This is a genomic window from Streptomyces sp. NA02950 (assembly GCF_013364155.1).
Lineage (GTDB): Bacteria > Actinomycetota > Actinomycetes > Streptomycetales > Streptomycetaceae > Streptomyces.
Window position 1 is genome coordinate 4,755,657 of record NZ_CP054916.1, and the last position, 19,821, is coordinate 4,775,477.

Here is a 19,821-nt window from a genome sequence, read left to right on the forward strand (position 1 = left end):
GTGCGCGGTCGGTTACTTCTTGCTCCCGTTGAAGACCTGGAAGCCCTGCGGCTTCGGGGTCGGCGGGTTCGACGCGCCGGGGTCGCGGACCGGCAGCGGCGGGGGCGGCGTCTTGGTGTCATTACTCGCCATCGCTCTGCCCCCTTCAGCCGCGCTTGATCTTGGCGCTGGACTCGCTGCGCTGGTTCTGCTCGTGGTTCTTGCGGGCCAGTTCCGCCCGCTCCGCCTCGGTGAGCTGGACGACGGCGCCGGGGATCCGGGTGGGCTGCCTCATCGGGAGCCTCCCGACCGGACGCGCCGCAGGGCCTCGTCCATGTCCGGGTCGCTGTCGCCCGGGTTCGCGGCGAGGACGCCGCGTGCCATGCTGGTGATCACAGGTTCCTCCAGACAGGTGCCTGTACGCGGTCCTCCGGGGGGCAACCCGGGGGACCGCTCTGGTTTGGCCTCTCGTCACGAGTGGCCACAGCCGCCCGGCATCCGTCGCGGAACGCGGTTGTCGGGGACTGTGAGCACTGGTGCTCAGCCCGGGCCATTCGCCCCGGGCAAAGGTTCTGCGGTCTTCAGATCACGCATATGCCGGCACCGCCTCGAGAGACGGCTCCGGGCAGGTCACCCGGCCCGACGTGGGCGGTCGGGGTGGTGACCCACACCCATCGACCACACATGTGCATGTGGCTGGGTCGGCACGCTGTTCAGTTCTCAAGCAACGAGCGCTTCCTTCGGGCCCGTTTCACGGGGCCCTCTGGGCGCACGGGTGGCACTCACCCCGCAGTGCGTGGTGTGTATTACCTACCACTCACGCTGGCAGATCGATTCCGGGCCGTCAAGCGCGTGGCTTTCGAACTCGGAACCGCCGACCTGCCTTGCGGCGGTGACTCGACTATCGCCAAAGGGAAGCGGCGTCGGGAGCGTGTACTTGGGGGTGCAGTCGTGCACTCGGACGTGCAAACCCCCTGCAACCCGGCTCTGACCTGCGTAGAGTGGCTGTGCGTCAAACTGGGACTTCGAGTGTCCCTGGGGGATCCATGGCAGAACGGAACGCGAGACTGGCCGCGCTCATGAAGGAAGGCGGCTTGTCGCACAAGTCGCTCGCGCGCGCGGTGATCGCCGCTGCTGCTCGCGTAGGCGACGGCATCACCTGTGATCACACCTACGTCAGTCGGTGGCTCAAGGGCTCAATCCCCAGGGGCGATATGCCCCGCTTCATCGCTGATGCAGTGGGGCGCAAGCTAGGGCGCACCCTTACGATTGATGACATCGGGATGGGCGACGCAGCTGTCTCCGCCGTACAGCCGAACCTCGGCCTTGACTTCGCCGACCGCCCGGAGATCGCCACCGTTACCGTGGCCGACCTCTGGCGAGCGGATCTCGCCGAAGCCGAGTCGGTGGTCAAGGCGCTCCCGGACTCCGCGGCCTGGAACGAAGCATCCGTCCGGTGGCTCGTCGCCCCGCCAGATGGTGAACTCGCCCGGTTGGGCGACAGGGCAGTCGGAGCCGTGGACGTGGAAATGGTGCGCTCCACCGCGGACTCGTTCAGCATGCTCGACCATAAGTTCGGCGGAGGCCATGCGCGTCGCGCGTTGATCCAGTATCTGCACTCGGACGTGCGCCCGCTGCTTGATGGTAAGTACTCCGACGTTGTGGGCAAGCAACTGCACGCGGCGGTAGCCGAAGCCCTCAGGCTCGCCGGGTGGATGTCGTATGACAGTGGCTTGCACGGCGTCGCGCAGCGCTACTTCATCCAGGCCCTGCGCATGACGCAGGCGGCCGGTGACAGGCTGCTCGGCGGCAGCATCCTCTCCGCCATGAGCCACCAAGCCAATTTCCTTGGCCGACACCGGGAGGCAGCGACCCTGGCTCGCGCCGCGCTCACGGGGCCGGCCGGGAGCCTCACGCCCACGATGGCCGCACAGTTCCGCGCGATGGAGGCGCGAGCGCTCGCCCGCATGAACGACCCCCTCGGCTGCGAACTGGCTCTAGTCGAGGCCGAACGCCAACTCAGTCTTCGTACGGCGGACAGCGATCCTGAGTACATCGCCTACTTCGACCAGGTCGAGTTGGCGGCCGAGTTGGGGCACTGCTTCCGCGACCTCGGACGCTCCGTGCAGGCCGTTGAGCGCGGCGCAGGTTCCATCTTCGGTGACGGCCTGAACAACCGCAGTGACTTCTTCGCGACGATGGTGCAGGCAGAGGCGTACATCAATCAGGGCGAGATTGCCCAAGGATGCGACATTGCACTGAGCGCGCTACGGCTCGGCGAGGGCCTGAAGTCAGCACGCTGCGGGCAGTACGTGCAGGAGTTCCAGGAGCGCATCAGCGACGGTATGCGGCGGACCGCGGAGTTCCGCGACTTCACGGAACAGGCCCGCGGCTTCCGCCTCTGGCAGCAGGTGAACCTCTAGAACGGCGCCCAGTCGCGCCGCGATCCTCCGGAACGCAGCGTCTCGACACGCTTCTCGACTTCCTCAGCGGCCCGCGGATTCGTGCCGGCGTTCTGAGAAAGCCAGGTGACCATCAGCAGCTCGCGGATGCTGCGGAGCACGGGGTACCCGGGCCATCGCCGGACGTCGAAGCCGTAGCCGTCCACGAAATCGGCGTACTCGTCCTCCGTGTGCCAGCCGAAGCTGTCGTAGTACATCGCTGTCTGCATGAGATCCCACTCGCGTGGGCCGCTGACGAAGCCGTCCAGGTCGATCACCTTTGGGCTTTCCGTGCCATCGCGTAGGACGTTGCCGACGTTGAAGTCTCCATGCAGCGGCCCCGACGGGAGCGCGAACTGCAAGCCCTCGTACTCGGACGCGAGATCCTGTGCCAGGGCAGCGAGGTACGCGTGGGTGTCGGAGGGGATCACGGCCACGGCCAAGCGCTGCTCGACCTTGTCGAAGGGCCGGAGCGGGGGCAGGGGAAAGGCCGGCGGATTCAGCTCGTGCAGCAGCCGCAGCAGCTCGCCCATCTCCCGAGTACTGGCGTACGTATCCCCGTCGGCCAGCCCTTCCCAGAAGGTCACGGGGTGGCCGTCGACAACGACAGGCTGCTCGGCCTCCGTGACGAGCCGGGCCGCCGGGTACTCCGCGGCCGCAAGCCACCGCGCGATGGCGACCTCCCTGGTGACTGAGGGCAAGCGGTCGGGGCTGCGGCCAACGCGGGCGACAATCCGACCGCCGCTGATGCGAAAGACCGCATGGTCGCCGAAACGCAGCAGCTCGATGCCATTCGGCTCTACGTTGGAGAGAGCACAGGCTCGGCGCAGGATGCTCTCTGCTGCGGCGTGGTCGAACGCTATCTGCTCGCTCGTCGTCATGTGGTGGTCTGGCCTTCCTGTCGAGCGGGCAGGGCGCGGACTTCCCGACCGCGCGCGGCCCCCTTGCCGATGAGACCCTTCCCTTCCATCTGCGCGATGGCAGAACGCACCGCCGTCCGCGAGGCGCCGAACTGGTCACACAGTGCCTTCTCCGTGGGGAACGGATCGCCGACCTTGACGCCTTCAGCTCGAAGTAGATCGGTCACCCGCTCCACCAACGGCCGCCGGTCACCCGTACCCGCCACATACCAGCCCGACCCCTGAACGGAGACAACGACGCCTTCCTGTCGAAGCTCCACGAGCGCGCGCTCGATCGTGCTGCGGCTTACCCCGTAGTCGCGCATCAGCACCGCTTGGGACGGCAGAGCTTCCGTGATCTCGCGGTTCTCGATCTTCTGGCGCAGAGATTCCGAGATCTGCAAGTACGTACCTCGCGGGCTGGCCTGCGGCACGTGCCCCATCCCTTCTTCGACCTCATGGGACGCCTCCCATCGGGAGCTTCCGGTCCAGCTTCGCACGTCGGAGTACACAGGTACTGGGACGCGGAGCTCCTCACCTTGGACCGGGTCCTACCTTGGCTGACCGGATCCTGCCTTAGCCATTCGCGTCTCGACCCGCGCAGCTGCGGCGTGGATCTCGGGGGCCGCGCGCAGGATGAATCGGCCGACGATCGTATCTGGACCGTAGCGCTGCACGATCTCGTCGAGCCGCGCGGCCAGCGTCGTGTGGCGGCCGTCCGGGGTCGTCGTCATGTCGCAGAAGATCAGTGCGTCCACCAGCTCGGGCCGCTCCATGGGGAACTCGCCCTCCAGTTCCTCGCGCAGTCCTCTGCCCTCGGCCTCCAGGAGCGCGCAGGAGTGGTGGGCCACGAGCCGAACGATGCGTTCATCCACGTGGTCCTGGTCCCGCAGGAACCGCGCGCCGTCGAGGGGGTGGAAGCCGGTGGTGGCTATCGATGGCGAGTACCCGATGTCGTGGAGAACTGCGGCGGCCTCGATGAGGCCGGCATCGCGGCCGAGGATCGGGCGCAGAGATGCGGCACGTTTCGCAACCCCAAGTGAATGTGCCCAGCGACGCGGCAACGGGTTGGCCAAAAGAGATTCGGAGAGATCGTATGCCTGCTCGATCAATGCCATGCCGACCAGCGTAGAAGCAGGGAAGACTTGGACAGAGAGGTCCTGGTCAGGGGCGTTGCGATCAGGCGTCCGTCACTTGTTGCGTGTGGCGCTGCTCGGCCTCGCTCTTCTGCGAAAGACTGCCTGCTGGCGAGGTCGCTGCTGTCGGGCTGGTGCTGCACACACCTGCGAAGCAACGGTCAGTGTGGCTCTCAGAGCGGACTGAAACCACTACGGCAACGCAACCAGGGCTGTGTCACGAGCGAGTGAAAATCTCTGCAGGGACGTAGTGGCATCGGTGCGCACGAGATACGGTATAGTAGAGCGTTTGTGCTGAACGGAGCTACTACCTTCGAACAGAGATCTTCAGTAGAAGGAGAATTAATGATGATCAGTGACGCCCAGCTGAGGTTACTAGCCCTGTGTTCAATTCGCGTTGACAACAAAAGCGTCGACTGGTCCTTGATCGCAAGGTGCGCCTTAAAGGGAGAAATCGAAAGCCTCTGTGGCGGCCATATCCCTGAGACGTCGCAGGCAGCCACCAAATCGCTCCCGATACTTCGGGAGGGGTTGCGGCAACCCCTAGACTCGCACTACTCGCGAATCGAAGAAGAGCTCACGCTGGCCCAGAAGGTCGGTGCCAGGCTTACTACGGTCCTAGACGCCGACTATCCGTCCAACCTGCGCAATGTTCGTGATCTTCCCCCTTTTATTTTCTATAGGGGTCACCTAAGCGCAGATGAAGATGCACGTTCAGTTGCAGTGGTTGGAACCCGTGATGCATCAGACATAGGGATTTCGCGGGCGAAGAGAGTTGCGCGAGAACTGGGTGAAGCGGGGTTCACAATCACCTCAGGTCTGGCTCGTGGCATTGATACTGCCGCTCACCAAACAGCGCTAAATTTTCGGCGGCGCACCATTGCGGTTATCGGTACGGGCATTACTCGCTGCTACCCCAAGGAAAACCGGGAACTATCTGAGGAAATCGCCGACAGGGGGGCCATACTGTCTCAGTTTTGGCCATCTCGTCCTCCAGGTCGCGACACCTTCCCCCGGCGAAACCATGTCACCTCGGCAGTGAGCTTGGGGAGCGTCGTCATTGAGGCTTCGGGTACCTCGGGGGCGAAGATGCAAGCTCGCGTTGCCAGTGAACAGGGGCGTCCAGTGCTTCTCCTTCAGTCCTTGGTGGAGCGGCAAGAGTGGGCTCGCCGCATGGTCGATGGTGGCAAGGCCTTCTGTGTCACCAATACCGAACAAGTGATCGAACTCCTCAACTCTGGGGCGGTGCGGGCGAAGCCAGTCCATCCAGGGGATACCGGACAGCTCAGCTTTGACGTAGGGTGATCGCCTGATGTCAGAATGCGATCAACGTTAGGGCCTGATGCAGGGGGGAGGCGGCGTGCGGTACCGCCATCGTTTTATGCGTCCGCGTAACAGCGAGGACTGGGAAACCGAACACTGGGTGGAGTGGCTGCAAGAGCAAGGCGTCGTGCCTTCGGTTACTGCCAACGAAGAGGGCGTTTGCTCCCTGTGTCGTGCCCCCACAAAGGTGGATCAGTACGGCGGGTACTTCACTCGCTGTTTCTTATGCCAGAAGCACTATTCCACCGTTCTCGATGGCTTCGTGCCCATATGTTATTCAGTGCGAGATGGGCTCGAAAGTCTGATCTGGCACTCCAAAAACTGGGACAGTGCTGAGTGGCTGAGGGTTCCGCTTGCTTCGCTGCTTTGGGAGTATTTGAGCAAGCATCTTCGGTGCATAGAGCAGGCCTATGGCGGGCCATTCGATCTTCGGCTAACGGTGCCGTCGCATCCAGAAATTCGAGTCCAAAATCACTTAGATCTCATTCTGGAACGCATTCCCGACATGGGTGCGGAGTGGTCGCACGGCATTCTGGTGAAGAACAGCACGAAGAAGGCTAACGAGCGGCGACGTAAAATTACCCCGGATGCCTTCAGCGCATCTGATGTAGTGAAGGGTGCGAGAGTACTCCTGCTGGACGATACCTATACTTCGGGGGGGACTTTGGCGAGTGCCGCTCACGCGTTAAAAGTCCGGGGGGCAACACGAGTTGTTGGGCTCACGTTTGGGCGGCAGCTCGGGGATGAGTGGGAGGACAGCCGTCGGATAATCGATGACCTCCCACGTCGAACTCTTGACCTGAGTCAGTGCGCAGTTCATGAGTCGGGGGTTCGCGTTCCGTGGAGTCGGCTTGCTTCCGGTTAGGTGCGCCTGGGCGCCGAGGGGACTCAGCGCCGCGGTGCCAGGAGTTCCGGACGCGGCCACCGTCACGGCGTCACCCAGTTCCTGCCGCTGCTGGACGCCATCCCATCGATCCGGGGCTTGCGGGGGCGTCCACTCCGCAGGCCCCGGCGCCTGTACTCCGACCGGGGCTACGACTACGACAAGCACCGCCGCCTGCTGTGGTGAGGCATCAAGCCGGTGATCACCCGACGCGGGACCGCCCACGGATCCGCACTGGGCAAGGTGTGCTGGGTCGTTGAACGCGCCTTCGCGTGGCTCCACCAGTTCAAGCGCCTCCGCGTCCGCTACGAGCGACGCGCCGACCTCCACCCAGGCCTGCTCGACCTGGCCTGCAACATCATCTGCCTCCGCCGCCTCAGGGCCTCATTCTGAAACAGTAAAGCGACGCACCTCGTGGTCGGGCAGTCGACGACGGGCTTCGCTAGCTATCAGCGCCTGCAGATTTCCGGGGTGCAGCTTGCGTAGAATTCAGAATGGGGGCTCGCTGGTACAGCCCTCGCCGAAATGATCCGGCTTCGGACTGTACGGCCTCCGGATGGGCGCCGGGAGATTATCGGGAAGGTCGAAGAGCGCGCCCATCATTTGTCGGTTTTCGCTTCCCGGATAGATGTTATTCTCAAGTAGAAGGTTCCAGAGTGGCTCGACTGTCAACGCCACTCCATAGCCGAGTTCCGGTGCGGCATAGTTAGTGAGCAGCGAGCTTGTGATAATGCCAAGCAGGAACCCGTTGCCGGTCAGTGCGGGGCCGCCGCTGAAGCCTCCGCGGGCCATGGGTGAGAGGACAAAAAGCGGGTGATTTGATCCCACGTACGGGTCAATGATCGCATTTACCTCGCCCCGGGTTGCAACCAGTACCGGCTCGGGCGAGGTCGGAATGGGGGGGTACCCCATGACGATCACTTCCATCAGGACGAGGGAGTTGTTGATCCAGTCATCAAGATGTCCACCTATTTCGATGTGGTCGACCTTATTATTGACGGAGCCATTGGTGAGAATAATGTTCGACTTCATGTAGAGGTCGAGTGAAAAATCTGTCCTGAGTAGTGCGATATCAACGGTTTCATCGCTGGGATAGATCACCTCCACTGACTCTAGCGAGATCTCCGCTGAACTCTCATACGGGGTCAAGCTGACCAGCTCGCGACCTTCGATCACGTGCCTGGCAGTGACAAGGCATCCATCACCGATATGGAATGCGGTTCCAACACCCAGCTCGCCGTCTATGCCGCGACTCTCAACGCACACGAGGCACGGGGCGAAACGCGAAAAGAAGTCAAGCTGCGACCCGGTCCCATTTGGCATGCGGACATTCTATCCGGTGGTGCCGCGTCAAATGTGCGCTTGCCGGGCATGGTTGAAGACAGATGCCTGGGGCGCAGGAAGGGTCGGGGATGCGTAGCCGCTGGTTGGTCATGGCGCTCACAGCGCCGGCCGAGTGGAGCGCGATGGCGGTCTCGAACACCTCCAATGCCCGATCCACTTCTCTCACTGAGCGTAGGGCAAGGGCGGCACACTGCACTCGGTTGCCGTTCATGGCCGAGAATCGGCTGCCGTTCACCCTTGTGGACGTCGGTGCCAGCATCACCTACCCCTGCCTGCTCCGCGGATCATTCTGAAACGATCAGTTAGCGAAGGTTGATGCTTAGGTTGCCCGGAAGCCCGTCTCCGTACCCAGCGCCGAGCAAGGCGTCGTTCGGTGCTTGTGGCCAACCTGTGGCCAGGGTGGCCGCGCGACCGCTAGAGCAAGCGGCTGACGCCCAGGTCACAACCGATACCAGTGCCGGGAAGCGACCGGTCTTGAAAACCGTCGTGGCAGCGATGTCACCGAGGGTTCAAATCCCTCAGCCTCCGCAGTGTTACGGCCCCTGACCAGGTAAGACGGTCGGGGGCCGTCGCCATGCGTGCCACCCGCAGGACACCGCCGTTCCCCACGATTCCCCGACCGATCGGGCACGGCAGGGGCACGGCCGGACACCTGCTGAGCGGGCCCCCGCCGACTACCGATTGATCGGAATCTCGTACACGATCTCGCAGTGAGCGGCGGGTACGACGATGTCCGCCGTCTCCACCGGCTGTCCCTGGTCGCTGTAGTACGTCCGCCGGATGTGCGTGACGAGCGCGGCCTTCTGGATGCCGAGAAGTGATGCCTCCTCAGCGGTCGCCTGCCTCGGCTCCGGCCGCTCCACGGCATGGCTGACGGTGATTCCGATAGCGGCCATGCGATTCACGACGCCCGCCCCGGCGTGCGGCCCTCCCTCGGGGAGGACGATCAGCGTGCCTGCGGTGAGGTCGTACGGTTCCCAACTCGTCGACAGCTGCACCGGCCTGCTGTCGGCCAGGAACTCGTACGACGTCCGGACGCACAACTCGCCCTCGGCGATGCCCAGTCGCGCCGCGATCTCCGCCGGGGCCGGCACCTTGGCGTCGGTCCGGCTCTCCCAGTCGCCGTGCTTGCCGACTGCCCTCATGTCCGCGCGGAACGGCGACCCTTCGGGCTGCTCGCGCGCCGACGACCGGACGACCCGCACCCGTTGCCGGGGTTCGGCGACGTAGGTGCCCGATCCGGCTCGGCCCTCCAGCACGCCCTGGGAGATCAGCAGCTCCTGCGCCCGGCGGACCACGTTCTCACCCACCCCGTACTCCTGGCCGATCTGGGCGCGGGAGGGCAGGCGGTCCCCGGGCTCCCATGCGTGCTCCGTGATCCGCCGCCGGAGTTCGGTGGCGACGCGGAGATAGGGCGGCTGCTCAGGCATATGGAAAATCTAGTCCACTAGCTCTAATCTAGTTAACTAGCTTCACTGAAAGTGATCGCCGGTGACGGAGGCTGCCCTGTGCCCGCTTCGCGAGTTAGCGCGGCGACCATCGCCGCCCGGCTGTCCGCCGTCGGGCTCCCCGCGCGCGTGGAGGAGTACGCCCGGTTCACATCGGTCGAAGCGGACGTGCCGGAATCGCTCTCCATCGAGTCATGGAAGGAGGTCCTGGAGGCGGTGGCCGAGGCCGATCGGTTCGGGCTCCTCGCCACCAGCCTGAACGGCCGCACTCTCCGGGCGGTCGTACACAAACCGGTCCCCACGACAGGCGATGTCGGGGGACCGAGCCATCAGCGATAGGAGCTGATTCAGCGTGCTCAACCGTATCCGCCGCGCCGTCTCCCTCACCAGGGCGCGCCACTTCTCCAAGGGCAGGCACCGCCGCCCCTTAACGCCCTCCCCACCGCCGACCGCTCCCACCGCCTCCGCGCCCGCCGACGAACCGACGCTCGGCCTGGGCCGGGCTTCCGACTGGGCGAGGCACCGCTACACGCTCACGGCCGAGGAAACCGCGCTCGTCCGTCCGTACTGGCCCTGGGGAAGGCGCGCACGACAGCACCCGACGGTTGTCGTCGCTCCCCATCTGCCGACCGAGGCCCGGTCGGCCCTTCTGGGGGCCTGCTGATGCCCTCTCGACGGCAGACCCACAGCCCGCACGCCCCGGCCATCCCGTACCGCTCGCCCGCCTGCCGGATCGGCACGCACCAGGCTTGCGCGGAGTCCTCTCCGGCTCCGGCACCGGTCGACGTGCCGTTGATCTACGAGGCATGTGACTGCCCCTGTCACTCGGAGTCCGGACAGGCCCGGCCAGCAGGGGTGAAGCAATGAGCGAATGGGCACCTGGCGGCGCGTCGGCATCCACCAGCGAGATCCATCGAGAGGCGGACGCTGGGATGACGGCACAGCACGAACTGAGGCTTCTCCCGTGGGCGGGGCCTGAGGGCAAGCCGTGCTACCTGGACACCGATGACCGGGAGGGCTACATGTCCCGCTTGGCGGACCATATCGAGTCGGTGCACTCGGGATGGCGTCCGAGCTGCTGGGGCAGGCGCTTCAGGCACTCGACAACGAGACCGCAGATCTAGAGAAACTGAGGCTCCTCGCCGCGCAGTTGGCAGGTTCACTGCGGGACGTGCTGCGTGTGGCGACCAGCCGCGGGCACCGTCTGGTAACGCCTGAATAGCCCCACTCAGGGGAACGTCTGGTCGACTTGCCATCGCGGGTTCTGGCTAGCAGCCATGTGCAGTACAGCAGGGAGCCTCGGATACGCTCCGAGACCTCCCTGCCTTCTCTTAGCGACGCACGGTCGCCCGCAGGATAAACCCATGGTGGAGAGGGTCAGCCCGTTCGAGCCGGGCCAGATGGGCTGACATCCACTTTAGAAGTTCGGCCACTGGGCCATGCGGCCTGCTCCGTGCTCATGACGCTGAGGGTTCCCGGTGCCCCTGTGGCTGTTCCAGCCCGTTGCCGTCCGGGGGCGTTGATGTCATCCGCTGATGTCACTTCGCGGAGCGTCGGCGCGTCGCCAGTCGTCGAAGCCTACGATGGCGCTGCCCCGCTGCGCGCTGCTGAGCTCTCACGATGGCGACTGTCTGCGGATCACTGATTAGGTCGTAGTCGTGCATCAGGAGTGCGTCGTCGTCCTCGGCAAGCAGGCACCGCAACGTGTCGATGTGACATTCAGGGCTGGTGAGTAGCCGCTTCGACTCGAGCCAAGCGGCCAGACCACCATCGTCTTCCAACACGGGACCATCGTAGCCAGCCGGCCAGGCGTCGTCAGGACGCGGTGGTCTCGAAGGTCGCGTTGCCTTCGTCGATGCCGAGTTGGTGGATGGCCAGGACCTCGTCGGCGTGGTCGGCCGTCAGGCTGGTGATCCGGATCGCCTGGGCGCGAAGGGTCACCCGTGGTCTCCCGAGGTGAGTTCGCTGATCAGGTTCTCGATGCGGGCTCGGATCTCGTCGCGGATGGGCCGAACCGCCGCGACGCCCTGACCCGCCGGGTCCTCCAGCTTCCAGTCCAGGTAGGTCTTTCCGGGGAAGTAAGGGCAGGCGTCGCCGCAGCCCATGGTGATGACGACGTCCGAGTCCTGCACGGCTTCGGCGGTCAGCACCTTCGGGGTCTCTGCCGAGATGTCGATTCCGACTTCCGCCATCGCTTCCGCGACGGCGGGGTTGACGTGCTCGGCGGGTGCCGAGCCCGCGGAGCGGACTTCGACGCGGTCGCCCGCGAGGTGGGTGAGGAACGCGGCCGCCATCTGGGAGCGGCCCGCGTTGTGGACGCAGACGAACAGCACGGACGGAGTCTTGGGTTCAGACACGGGCGGAGCCTTCCTGGGCGGGCGTGGGCTCGACGGCCTCGGGGGACGGGTGTGGGAAGTAGCGGCGCGCGGCCAGGGCGACGTAGACGAGGCCGATCAGTACGGGGACCTCGATGAGCGGACCGACGACTCCGGCCAGGGCCTGTCCGGAGGAGGCGCCGAAGGTGGCGATGGTGACGGCGATGGCAAGCTCGAAGTTGTTGCCCGCCGCTGTGAACGCCAGCGTGGTGGAGCGCGGATAGTCCAGGCCCACGGCCTTGCCCAGCGCCATGGACCCGGCCCACATCACGGCGAAGTACACCAGCAGCGGCACAGCGATCCTTGCTACGTCCATCGGCTGGGAGATGATGGCGTCACCCTGGAGCGCGAACAGCACGACGATGGTGAACAGCAGCCCGTACAGGGCGAACGGGCCGACCCGCGGAATCAGCTGCGTCTCGTACCAGGCCCGCCCCCTGGCCTTCTCGCCCAGACGCCGGGTGAGGAACCCGGCCACCAGCGGGATGCCGAGGAAGATGAGCACACTGCGGGCGATCTCCCACACGCTGACGTCGAGAGCGGTCTGTTCCAGGCCGAGCCGGCCGGGCAGCACGGCGAGGTAGAACCAGCCGAGCGCTGAGAAGGCGATCACCTGGAAGACGGAGTTGAGGGCGACGAGGACGGCGGCGGCTTCCCGGTCGCCGCAGGCCAGGTCGTTCCAGATGATGACCATGGCGATACAGCGGGCCAGGCCGACGATGATCAGGCCGGTGCGGTACTCCGGCAGGTCCGGGAGGAGGAGCCAGGCCAGCGCGAACATGATCGCTGGGCCGAGGACCCAGTTCAGTACGAGCGAGGGGATCAGCAGGCGGCGGTCCCGGGTGACCGTGTCGAGGCGGTCATAGCGGACCTTGGCCAGCACCGGGTACATCATCACCAGCAGGCCGAGCGCGATCGGCAGGGAGACGCCGGTGACCGTCACCTGCGCCAGGGCGTCACCGAGACCGGGAACGAGGCGGCCCAGGCCGAGGCCGGCGGCCATGGCCAGCAGGATCCACACCGCGAGGAAGCGGTCCACGAACGACAGGCGCGCGGCCACCGGAGCACTGGAGGACGCGGCCGTGGGGTCGGCGGTCACGGGGCGTCCCCCGCGGTGCCGACGCGCTCGGGCAGCGGCTGACCGGCGGGGCGGGTGAGGATCCCGGCAAGCCGGTCGGTCATCTCCGGCAGCAGCCAGTAGTAGACCCAGGTGCCACGGCGCTCGCAGTCGATCAGCCCAGCTTGCCGAAGCAGTTTCAGGTGATGGGAGATCGTCGGCTGCGAGAGGTCGAAGGCGGGGGTCAGGTCACATACACAGACCTCGCCCCCGGCCCGGGAAGCGATCATCGACAGCAGCCGGAGCCGGATCGGGTCGCCCAGCGCTTTGAACACCTTCGCCAGCTCGACGGACTGGGCTTCGTCCAGCGGAGCGGTCAGCAGCCCGGGGCAGCAGCCGCCAACGCCATCCTGGCCGAGCACCACAAGGTCTTGTTTCGACATTCTTCTATGTTGACGTTCTTCGATCCAAGATGCAACCTTGCATTGAAGGACATCGATACAGCCCGATGGGAGACCGCCATGTCCCGTGTACAGCTCGCCCTGAATGTCCCTGACCTTGATGCCTCAGTGGCGTTCTACTCCAAGCTCTTCGGCGCCGAGCCCGCCAAGCGCCGCCCCGGATACGCCAACTTCGCGATCACCGAGCCGCCGCTGAAGCTCGTCCTGATCGAAGGCGAGGCGGGCCAGGAAACCCGGCTCGATCACCTCGGCGTGGAGGTCACCTCCACCGACCAGGTCAACGCCGCCACCGAGCGCCTCAAGGACGCAGGACTCGCCACTTTTGAGGAGAACGACACCTCGTGCTGCTACGCCCTCCAGGACAAGGTGTGGGTCCACGGCCCCGGCAAGGAGCCCTGGGAGGTCTACGTGGTGAAGGGCGACGCGGACAACCTGGGCAAGGGGGCGGCCCCGGACGCCGAAGGCACCTGCTGCGCGAGCCGGCCCAGTCCGGAGGAGACCGCGACTGCCTCTGGTTGCGGGTGCGGAACCTGAGCCGCCCGCCCGCTGAGCCGCTCGCCTGACGCTGTGGACCAGTGTGTGCGGCCAAGTTCCCTGACGCGGGGTCGTCGGGGCCCTGACTCAGAACGCTGACTCAGAACAAGGTGTCCTGGTCAGGTATCTCCGGCGTCTCCGGATTCTCCAGCGGCGGCACGTCCTCGCCTCGCCACTTCGCCTCAAGGTGCTTGCGCCAACCCTGCGGCGGCGGCCACGGCACGCCCCATTCGGCGAGTTGCCTCTTCGTCCAGCCGCCCTTCGGAGTCTGGGCGGCGGTGACTTCGTCAGGAGAGGGCACGTACGTCGACATGGGGCCATGCCTGCCCACGCGGCCGCCCCGGGTACGCATGCGAAAGCCGGAGCAGCTCCGAATATCGATCAGCTCAGGAGCAGAAGCAGGGCGGCCCCGCCGGCTTTCTGGATGTCGGTCATGTTCTCGATCGTGCCGACTTTGTCACCCGTCATCCGGCCACCGCGCAGGACGGTCCCGTTCGCTTGCACCACGCCGACCTTGTCGCCTGTCATGCGGCCACCGCGCAGGATGGTTCCTTTGCCTGGACCACGCCGACCTTGTCACCTGTCAGACGGCGGCCTCGCCAGACCGTTCCGTCCGCCTCAACGAAGCCGACTTTGGTGCCTGTCAGGCGGCGGCCCCGCCAGACGGACCCGTCCGCCTTCACGACACCGACCTTGCCCCCCGACCACCGTCCACCCCGCAAGACGTCCATCGGCTTGCCCCCCGTTCGTCGGTTCCGGCCTGAAGAGAATCAGGGCGAGCGTACGTTCCACGACTTCGGGGCCGCCAGTCCATTCGCGGTGCGCGGCGGTCTGTTGGCGCGGTCGTCCAGGGGCCCTCCTTCCACGCATGTTCCGTGAAGGAGTGCGGCACCATGGCCCTTGTACGTGGCGGGACTTCTTTCGCGGAGGGGGTATCGGGGTGGCCGGCGAGGTCTGGGCATCGGTTCTGTCGCTGGCTGGTGTTGCGCTCGGGGGTGGGCTGACGGCGTTCGCCCAGCACGCCACCCAGCGGTCCGCGGAGCGGGCCGAGGAACGCCGCCAGGTGGTGGCCGCCGCGGAGAGCCGTCGGGCGGAACAGCTCGAGGCACTGAAGGAGTTCATCGCGAGGGCGCAGACGGCCGAACGGGCCGCGTACAGCCGTCCTGAGGAGTGGGGCGACGACGAGGACTGGACGGCGCGGGCGGGGGAGGCCATGACCGCGCTGTGGACCGCATCGGGGAACGTGATGCTGCTGTGCGACGAGGCGTTGCACGAGCCCGTCCGGGTCTACGGCCATGCACTCAATCAGGCCGTGTGGCGGGAGATCGGTGACCTCGAGGTGAACGAGCACCTCGAGGCGGGGAAGTCGGCGTTCATGGCCGCTGCGCGTAGAACGCTGGCTTCCTCATAGGGGCAACTACGCGTGGGTGCCCTGGTTGAGGGGCACCCTTGGTGCGCGGAGCACGGTCCAGGTGTCAGCGGATGTAGACGCTCTCACCGAACTCGAAGACGCCGCGCTCGCCCGGCGGGACCGTGGCGGTCACGGCTCCCTGACACTCCGGGCCGGAGAAGACGATGGCCAACTCGTCGGTGTGGTTGTCGACCCGCAGCGGGTACTGCTCCGTGTTGTAACAGCCGCTGGGGTCGGAGTACGGCGTGCCGCTGACGATCAGGGTGCCCTGGGCGGCCGTGGCCGTTCCCGCGGACAACAGGGCGAGGGCCAGAGCACCGAACATCGACGCTACCGCCATTCCCATCCGACGCATCATGTACCTCCTGCACAATCACGTTCCGGAGAAGACGCCAACCGCCTTCCGGCTCATGGCTATCCGTGGTCACTTGACTTCCACTCACAACCGGCCTGAGTGTGAAGGGAATCGGCCTCATGCGCCCCAATAGTCCTCGCGGCTGCTGACCCTCCTTTTGCGCGGCCGTCGAATCACCAATTCCGCGATTCCGCTCAACAGGACAGCCGACACGATTTCCTTGGCCATCTCCTCGCTGAAGATGAAGTGAATCGACCAGAGGACGCCGTCGTTCCACACCACTTGCGCAAGCCAGCTGACTCCCTCGCCCACGGGCGAGAGGACATGGTCTCGGGTGCCGGTGCCGAACCACGAGAAGAAGTGTCCGATGGGGGTGAGGACATGGTCGTAGAGGGCGTGGACCAGCCACATGAAGCCGTGGGCCAGGCCGCTGCCCAGCCAGGAGAAGAAGTGCCCGACAGGGGTGAGGGCATTGTTGTATGTGTGATGGACGAGCCACATGAAAGCGTGGCCTATCCCCGTGCCGATTGAGGTGAAGAAGTGACCGATCGCACGCAGAATTCCCATGACGCCTCTGGACGTGGGTATGGCGGAGCGTGGCTGAGTGAATTCTGAACGAGTGGCCGGTCCCGGGGGGTTCCTTGAACGCGGAGGGAATTTTCGCAGCGGTGCCGGAATTCCGGATTTCGATCGTCCGCTCCCGCTCGACCGGCTCTCCGAGAGGGTCCGAGGGATCCGAGGCAGCGTCGAACGGGGAGCAAGAGGCTGTGGCGCGTTGGACGTGGGGGCCGACCCCGGACGTCCGGACACCCGGATCCGGAAGGCCATCGGAGTGACGCCGCGGTGAGCCCCCGCTGACCGTCGCCGCCCGGCCTGACGTCCACGGGACCGGCGCCAAGCTGGGCGGCGATCTGGCCGAAAACCTATGGTGTGGGTCGTTGGCGCAGGTCAGAGCGGGGGGATCGGCCGACTGGCGGGCAGTTGGGATGCGGGACACGGGAAAGTGGGCTTTTAGTTGTAGCTAAAGGTGGGAACCTGTGGCTGAAGGACGAACGAGCTTCGTCGACAGCGTGCGGCTGGGAGTGATGAGCATGCCGTGGAAGGGCAAGGGGCTGAAGGGGGAGGCCGCGGAGCACGCGGGGGCCCGGCTGGCCCGTCAAGCCACCGTGGAAGTAGCAGGGTTGCTGGGCAAGCGGGACATGAGCAGAGCGGATCTCGCCAGGCTCATGGACGTCAGCCCGGGGCGGGTCAGCCAAATACTGTCCGGTGACGAGAATCTGACCCTACGAAGCCTGGCCGCCGTGGCCGAAGCGCTGGAACTGGACGTGAAGATCAGCTTTGTTGAGCCCAAGGACGACGGCGGCCGGCGTGCCCTCGGGCGCGGTGACGACGCCTTCGTCTACGCCCCGTGAGTCCCTGATACGCCCTGTGGGCCCTGATACGCCCTGTGGGCCCTGATGGCGCTCTGTGGGCCCTGGCGGCGCTCTGTGGGCCCTGAGGCGCCCTGTGGGCCCTGCCCGTGGGTCCTCGATGGCCCTCAAGGGTGCGCGGTCAGGGGTGCGGCGCCCCCGCCGCCGCCAGCGGCTCTTCGGCCAGCGCCTGATCCCGCAGCCGTACGAGGTCGCGGTCCGCGCTCCGCTTGCCCGTCCGGTAGCCGAACTCCAGCATCTTCACACAGGCTTCCTTGGCCATGGCCAGCGCCTGACGGCGGTCCTCCGCCTCCTCCCGGGTGGCGCGATGCAGTTCCGCCGGGAAGTCCTGGAGCTCACGCTGCCGACAGCTCGCCTCGATATCGGCCTCGACCTTGGCGGCGTCGTCCAGGTACTGATCCACCTCCTCGTACAAGGTGTTGATCGCCGTCCGCTCCTTGGTCAGGGGGCTGCTGCCGCGCAGATACGCGCGGGCGTCGAAGGCGAACATCCGCAGCTGGGGCACGGTCCCGAAGTCCTGGACCAGCCGGTGGCAGTGGCAGTACATGTCATGAGCGAGCCGCCGCTCCAACCGGTCCAGCAGCACCGCGATGCCCAACGTGATCACCGCGACGAACGGCGGTGTGGACTGCTGGTTCTGCTGCTGACGGACGCGCGGGGCCAGGGCTCCGCCCGCGGCGGCCGCGGCCACGGCGGGCGGCACATCGGCCGCGTGCGGCAGCAGCAGCGTGATGGTGATCAGCGCCGCCGCACAGGTGCATCCGGTGATCGCGGCGCACAGCGCCGTCGACCGCGCGGTCCCCAGCAGCCTGCCCTTGTCGGCGAAACGGTGGATCAGCGAGATCCAGGTGACCAGCGCGCAGGCGCCGAGGGGTAACGCAACCTGCGCGAACCACTCGTGTCCATAGAGCTCGTGCAATGCTCCCCCTGCTCGCGCCTCGCTGCCGGTGCGCCGGAGGCGAGCGGCCGGTCACGGGGAGAGCGGGAGTCCCATCACTGTCCGCCCGGAGGTGGAAGGACCGGCGAGTGTGCGCGGTGCGTGCACAGGGCGCCTCGTCGCGTGGTCACGATAGTGCCCCTCGAACGCGTAGCGCACGGTTGACGTTCCGCTTACCTCCGGATCGCGCCGCCCTCAGCCGCCACCCGCGCCGCCCTCTCGGCCATACCCGCACCGTCCCTCAGCCGTGGCCCAGGGGCGGCGGCCAAGCGGCCGGGGGCTGGAGATGGCGTGCGGCGCTGCGGGCCGCGGAGGCGACCGTGGCACGGGCCTCGCGGCAGGTCAGCCCGGCGTCGACGGCGGCCTGGACCAGATCGGCGGCGAGCTGCGCGCCCGCGCCCGTCTCGTAGGCGCGACAGGCGGCCCAGAACAGCCGGTCGTTGCGCTGGCCCTCGCGGGACTCGCGGACGAACCGTACGAGGGCGGTGAGCGCGGCGGGATGCCGCTCGGACGGGCGGCGGCCGTACGGTGTGCGCGGCCGGGCCGGGGACGGCAGCCGCAGCAGTCGGAGCAGCGCGGGCGGGGCCGGGGCGGGGGTCCAGACGGGGGAGCCGGGAGCGAGGCGGTACCGGCCGTGTGCGGCGGCCGAACCGGGTCCGACGAGATAGCCGCCCGATCCGCGGATATCGACCCCGGGGGCGAGGCGGCCTGCGGAGTTGGGGACGGTGAGGCCGGGCGGGCCGCTCAGCCACAGGTGCCGGCCGCCGCCGGGGGTGAGCACGGTGACGGTGCGGGGGACGGCGAAGCCGTGTTCGCGGGCCAGCCGGGCGAGGGCGACGGGACCGTTCGTCCCCCTCGCGCCGCTCGTCCCCCTCGCGCCGCTCGTCCCGCTCGCGCCGCTCGTCCCGCTCGCGCCGGTGAGGTCCTGGGAGTCCCGCGGATCCTGGAGGTTCTGCGGTTCTCGGGCGTCCTGCGGGTCCCTGGGGTTGCTCTGTGCGGTCGTGGGGCCGTGCGGCCGGACGTCGAGGTCGACGCCGATGAGGTGGTGCGGGGCGCATCCGCACGCGATGCCGTACGCGGTGGCCCAGGGGGCGGCCGCGAACAGCGCGCGAACCGTCTCCGGGTCCGCGGAGGCGTCATGGATGCCATGGCCCAACCGGCCGCATGCGCCGCGGCAGGGCGGGGATTCGGGGTCGCGGTGGTGTGGGGAGCGCACGGCGGGCAGCTTCGCGCGGGTCAGTGGGATCACGCGGAAGCCGTGCGCCGCGGCGGCGAGAGCGTGGGCGAGTGCGGTGGTCGCCATGACTCCCATTTTCGGACAAGTGTTCGGTAATGGGAAGGAGGTCGAGGAACGTGGTGAGGATGGCCGAAACTGTGCGGAACCGGTTCTCCGTAGCTCTCGCGCGGCGCGGTTCGCCACAGGGCGGGCGGCGCATGGGCGCGCCCTCAAGGCGCGGGGGCGCTCGGCACGTTTAACTCTGGTTTCTCATGCTTCCGTGGTAATTGAGGTGTCCGGTGCGCTTGTTCCGGGATGCGGTGGGGCAACTCTGCTTCCGCGATGGTTCCCGAGCGTCGGAGGAAGCGAGATGGCGGAGTTCCGCACCATCCCCATCGGGTGGAGGTCCGTAACGGTGTTCCGGTCGCACGGAGGCAGATCGCCACCAGGGAGCGGGATGTAGCGAGGGGATGGGGGCGCCGGGGGCGTGCTGGGGCGGGTGCGGTGTTGGACCGACGAGAGCGAACAGTGGTGATTCATTGACTCAAGGGGACGGGTGAGGTCGTACGGTCGCGCGGTGGTGCCTCGGCGC

At 66.6% G+C, this 19,821-nt stretch carries 23 protein-coding genes and 3 pseudogenes; 10 read left to right on the plus strand and 16 right to left on the minus strand.

Features of this window, described 5'->3' with window-relative positions:
* Window positions 1-145: 145 nt before the first annotated feature.
* Window positions 146-274 (minus strand): hypothetical protein, encoded by a 129-nt coding sequence (locus HUT19_RS44000; RefSeq protein ID WP_303331995.1) that lies wholly within the window; start codon window positions 272-274, stop codon window positions 146-148.
* A gap of 751 nt (window positions 275-1,025) precedes the next feature.
* Between HUT19_RS44000 and HUT19_RS20760 the strand changes: the two genes are divergently transcribed.
* Window positions 1,026-2,402 (plus strand): hypothetical protein, encoded by a 1,377-nt coding sequence (locus tag HUT19_RS20760; protein ID WP_176181914.1) that lies wholly within the window; start codon window positions 1,026-1,028, stop codon window positions 2,400-2,402.
* Here HUT19_RS20760 and HUT19_RS20765 read toward each other — a convergent pair.
* From HUT19_RS20765 to HUT19_RS20775, 3 genes are all read right to left on the minus strand, one after another.
* On the minus strand, window positions 2,399-3,301 hold the full coding sequence (locus HUT19_RS20765; RefSeq protein ID WP_176181915.1) for a phosphotransferase enzyme family protein: 903 nt from the start codon (window positions 3,299-3,301) through the stop codon (window positions 2,399-2,401). The two genes, HUT19_RS20760 and HUT19_RS20765, sit on opposite strands and share 4 nt — an antisense overlap.
* The gene (locus HUT19_RS20770; protein ID WP_176181916.1) at window positions 3,298-3,753 is read right to left on the minus strand and encodes a GntR family transcriptional regulator; all 456 of its coding nucleotides are present in this window, start codon (window positions 3,751-3,753) and stop codon (window positions 3,298-3,300) included. Before HUT19_RS20770 ends, HUT19_RS20765 begins: the two co-directional genes overlap by 4 nt.
* A gap of 117 nt (window positions 3,754-3,870) precedes the next feature.
* On the minus strand, window positions 3,871-4,437 hold the full coding sequence (locus tag HUT19_RS20775) for an HD domain-containing protein (protein WP_176181917.1): 567 nt from the start codon (window positions 4,435-4,437) through the stop codon (window positions 3,871-3,873).
* Between the two features lie 363 nt (window positions 4,438-4,800).
* Between HUT19_RS20775 and HUT19_RS20780 the strand changes: the two genes are divergently transcribed.
* From HUT19_RS20780 to HUT19_RS20790, 3 genes and pseudogenes are all read left to right on the plus strand, one after another.
* Window positions 4,801-5,760 (plus strand): DNA-processing protein DprA, encoded by a 960-nt coding sequence (locus tag HUT19_RS20780; protein ID WP_176181918.1) that lies wholly within the window; start codon window positions 4,801-4,803, stop codon window positions 5,758-5,760.
* Between the two features lie 523 nt (window positions 5,761-6,283).
* Entirely contained in the window at window positions 6,284-6,643 is a 360-nt protein-coding gene (locus tag HUT19_RS44325) for a ComF family protein (protein ID WP_368661746.1), read from the plus strand.
* 57 nt (window positions 6,644-6,700) lie between these two features.
* Window positions 6,701-7,054, plus strand: a pseudogene (locus HUT19_RS20790) (transposase); the annotation flags it as partial.
* A gap of 96 nt (window positions 7,055-7,150) precedes the next feature.
* On the opposite strand, the gene HUT19_RS20795 reads toward HUT19_RS20790, so the two are convergent.
* Window positions 7,151-7,984, minus strand: a complete 834-nt coding sequence (locus HUT19_RS20795; protein WP_176181920.1) for a serine protease — start codon at window positions 7,982-7,984, stop codon at window positions 7,151-7,153.
* Window positions 7,985-8,679: 695 nt separating this feature from the next.
* The gene (locus HUT19_RS20800; RefSeq protein WP_176181921.1) at window positions 8,680-9,435 is read right to left on the minus strand and encodes a GntR family transcriptional regulator; all 756 of its coding nucleotides are present in this window, start codon (window positions 9,433-9,435) and stop codon (window positions 8,680-8,682) included.
* Window positions 9,436-9,513: 78 nt separating this feature from the next.
* Here HUT19_RS20800 and HUT19_RS20805 point away from each other — a divergent pair, with 78 nt between their 5' ends.
* The 3 genes and pseudogenes from HUT19_RS20805 to HUT19_RS43110 all read left to right on the plus strand — a co-directional run bounded on the left by HUT19_RS20805 (window position 9,514) and on the right by HUT19_RS43110 (window position 10,675).
* Window positions 9,514-9,792 carry a hypothetical protein gene (locus tag HUT19_RS20805; protein ID WP_176181922.1) on the plus strand — a complete coding sequence of 93 codons (279 nt, stop codon included), beginning with the start codon at window positions 9,514-9,516 and terminating at the stop codon, window positions 9,790-9,792.
* A gap of 13 nt (window positions 9,793-9,805) precedes the next feature.
* A complete protein-coding gene (locus tag HUT19_RS20810; RefSeq protein WP_176181923.1) occupies window positions 9,806-10,117 on the plus strand; it encodes a hypothetical protein in 312 nt (103 codons plus the stop codon).
* 268 nt (window positions 10,118-10,385) lie between these two features.
* Window positions 10,386-10,675, plus strand: a pseudogene (locus HUT19_RS43110) (hypothetical protein).
* Between the two features lie 599 nt (window positions 10,676-11,274).
* On the opposite strand, the pseudogene HUT19_RS20815 reads toward HUT19_RS43110, so the two are convergent.
* The 4 genes and pseudogenes from HUT19_RS20815 to HUT19_RS20830 all read right to left on the minus strand — a co-directional run.
* A pseudogene (locus tag HUT19_RS20815) lies at window positions 11,275-11,394 on the minus strand (N-acetyltransferase); the annotation flags it as partial.
* Window positions 11,391-11,810: an arsenate reductase ArsC gene (locus tag HUT19_RS20820; protein ID WP_217712271.1), complete on the minus strand. Its 420-nt coding sequence runs from the start codon at window positions 11,808-11,810 to the stop codon at window positions 11,391-11,393. The pseudogene HUT19_RS20815 and the gene HUT19_RS20820, both read right to left, overlap by 4 nt.
* Complete coding sequence (gene arsB, locus HUT19_RS20825; protein ID WP_176181924.1) at window positions 11,803-12,927, minus strand: ACR3 family arsenite efflux transporter; 1,125 nt, start codon at window positions 12,925-12,927, stop codon at window positions 11,803-11,805. Before arsB ends, HUT19_RS20820 begins: the two co-directional genes overlap by 8 nt.
* On the minus strand, window positions 12,924-13,328 hold the full coding sequence (locus HUT19_RS20830; protein ID WP_176181925.1) for a helix-turn-helix transcriptional regulator: 405 nt from the start codon (window positions 13,326-13,328) through the stop codon (window positions 12,924-12,926). Before HUT19_RS20830 ends, arsB begins: the two co-directional genes overlap by 4 nt.
* A 78-nt stretch (window positions 13,329-13,406) precedes the next feature.
* Between HUT19_RS20830 and HUT19_RS20835 the strand changes: the two genes are divergently transcribed.
* Window positions 13,407-13,880 carry an ArsI/CadI family heavy metal resistance metalloenzyme gene (locus tag HUT19_RS20835; RefSeq protein ID WP_176181926.1) on the plus strand — a complete coding sequence of 158 codons (474 nt, stop codon included), beginning with the start codon at window positions 13,407-13,409 and terminating at the stop codon, window positions 13,878-13,880.
* A gap of 100 nt (window positions 13,881-13,980) precedes the next feature.
* Here HUT19_RS20835 and HUT19_RS20840 read toward each other — a convergent pair whose 3' ends face one another.
* Window positions 13,981-14,193 carry a hypothetical protein gene (locus tag HUT19_RS20840; protein ID WP_254885677.1) on the minus strand — a complete coding sequence of 71 codons (213 nt, stop codon included), beginning with the start codon at window positions 14,191-14,193 and terminating at the stop codon, window positions 13,981-13,983.
* Between the two features lie 68 nt (window positions 14,194-14,261).
* Window positions 14,262-14,408: a hypothetical protein gene (locus HUT19_RS20845; protein WP_176181928.1), complete on the minus strand. Its 147-nt coding sequence runs from the start codon at window positions 14,406-14,408 to the stop codon at window positions 14,262-14,264.
* A 412-nt stretch (window positions 14,409-14,820) separates the two neighbouring features.
* Between HUT19_RS20845 and HUT19_RS20850 the strand changes: the two genes are divergently transcribed.
* Window positions 14,821-15,291, plus strand: coding sequence for a hypothetical protein (locus HUT19_RS20850; RefSeq protein WP_176181929.1), 471 nt, complete (start codon window positions 14,821-14,823; stop codon window positions 15,289-15,291).
* Between the two features lie 64 nt (window positions 15,292-15,355).
* Here the strand turns inward: HUT19_RS20850 and HUT19_RS20855 are convergent, their stop codons facing one another.
* Entirely contained in the window at window positions 15,356-15,637 is a 282-nt protein-coding gene (locus tag HUT19_RS20855; RefSeq protein WP_176181930.1) for a hypothetical protein, read from the minus strand.
* Between the two features lie 126 nt (window positions 15,638-15,763).
* On the minus strand, window positions 15,764-16,213 hold the full coding sequence (locus HUT19_RS20860) for a hypothetical protein (protein ID WP_176181931.1): 450 nt from the start codon (window positions 16,211-16,213) through the stop codon (window positions 15,764-15,766).
* A gap of 470 nt (window positions 16,214-16,683) precedes the next feature.
* On the opposite strand from HUT19_RS20860, the gene HUT19_RS20865 reads away from it, so the two are divergent.
* A complete protein-coding gene (locus tag HUT19_RS20865) occupies window positions 16,684-17,058 on the plus strand; it encodes a helix-turn-helix domain-containing protein (RefSeq protein ID WP_254885678.1) in 375 nt (124 codons plus the stop codon).
* Between the two features lie 139 nt (window positions 17,059-17,197).
* On the opposite strand, the gene HUT19_RS20870 is transcribed toward HUT19_RS20865, so the two are convergent.
* Together HUT19_RS20870 and HUT19_RS20875 are read right to left on the minus strand one after the other, a co-directional pair.
* On the minus strand, window positions 17,198-17,995 hold the full coding sequence (locus HUT19_RS20870; protein ID WP_176181932.1) for a hypothetical protein: 798 nt from the start codon (window positions 17,993-17,995) through the stop codon (window positions 17,198-17,200).
* Between the two features lie 259 nt (window positions 17,996-18,254).
* Window positions 18,255-19,316: a bifunctional DNA primase/polymerase gene (locus HUT19_RS20875; RefSeq protein WP_254885679.1), complete on the minus strand. Its 1,062-nt coding sequence runs from the start codon at window positions 19,314-19,316 to the stop codon at window positions 18,255-18,257.
* Window positions 19,317-19,821: the final 505 nt, after the last annotated feature.

Excerpts from the sequence above, each read along its gene's own strand:
- HUT19_RS20840 (WP_254885677.1), bottom strand. The coding sequence starts at position 14,193 with ATGTCGACGTACGTGCCCTCTCCTGACGAAGTCACCGCCGCCCAGACT.
- HUT19_RS20800 (WP_176181921.1), bottom strand. The coding sequence starts at position 9,435 with ATGCCTGAGCAGCCGCCCTATCTCCGCGTCGCCACCGAACTCCGGCGG.
- HUT19_RS20795 (WP_176181920.1), bottom strand. The coding sequence starts at position 7,984 with ATGCCAAATGGGACCGGGTCGCAGCTTGACTTCTTTTCGCGTTTCGCC.
- HUT19_RS20765 (WP_176181915.1), bottom strand. The coding sequence starts at position 3,301 with ATGACGACGAGCGAGCAGATAGCGTTCGACCACGCCGCAGCAGAGAGC.
- HUT19_RS20845 (WP_176181928.1), bottom strand. The coding sequence starts at position 14,408 with ATGACAGGCGACAAGGTCGGCGTGGTGCAAGCGAACGGGACCGTCCTG.
- HUT19_RS44325 (WP_368661746.1), top strand. The coding sequence starts at position 6,284 with ATGGGTGCGGAGTGGTCGCACGGCATTCTGGTGAAGAACAGCACGAAG.
- HUT19_RS20760 (WP_176181914.1), top strand. The coding sequence starts at position 1,026 with ATGGCAGAACGGAACGCGAGACTGGCCGCGCTCATGAAGGAAGGCGGC.
- HUT19_RS20775 (WP_176181917.1), bottom strand. The coding sequence starts at position 4,437 with ATGGCATTGATCGAGCAGGCATACGATCTCTCCGAATCTCTTTTGGCC.
- HUT19_RS20875 (WP_254885679.1), bottom strand. The coding sequence starts at position 19,316 with ATGGCGACCACCGCACTCGCCCACGCTCTCGCCGCCGCGGCGCACGGC.
- HUT19_RS20830 (WP_176181925.1), bottom strand. The coding sequence starts at position 13,328 with ATGTCGAAACAAGACCTTGTGGTGCTCGGCCAGGATGGCGTTGGCGGC.
- HUT19_RS44000 (WP_303331995.1), bottom strand. The coding sequence starts at position 274 with ATGAGGCAGCCCACCCGGATCCCCGGCGCCGTCGTCCAGCTCACCGAG.
- HUT19_RS20835 (WP_176181926.1), top strand. The coding sequence starts at position 13,407 with ATGTCCCGTGTACAGCTCGCCCTGAATGTCCCTGACCTTGATGCCTCA.
- HUT19_RS20855 (WP_176181930.1), bottom strand. The coding sequence starts at position 15,637 with ATGGGAATGGCGGTAGCGTCGATGTTCGGTGCTCTGGCCCTCGCCCTG.
- HUT19_RS20780 (WP_176181918.1), top strand. The coding sequence starts at position 4,801 with ATGATGATCAGTGACGCCCAGCTGAGGTTACTAGCCCTGTGTTCAATT.
- HUT19_RS20860 (WP_176181931.1), bottom strand. The coding sequence starts at position 16,213 with ATGGGAATTCTGCGTGCGATCGGTCACTTCTTCACCTCAATCGGCACG.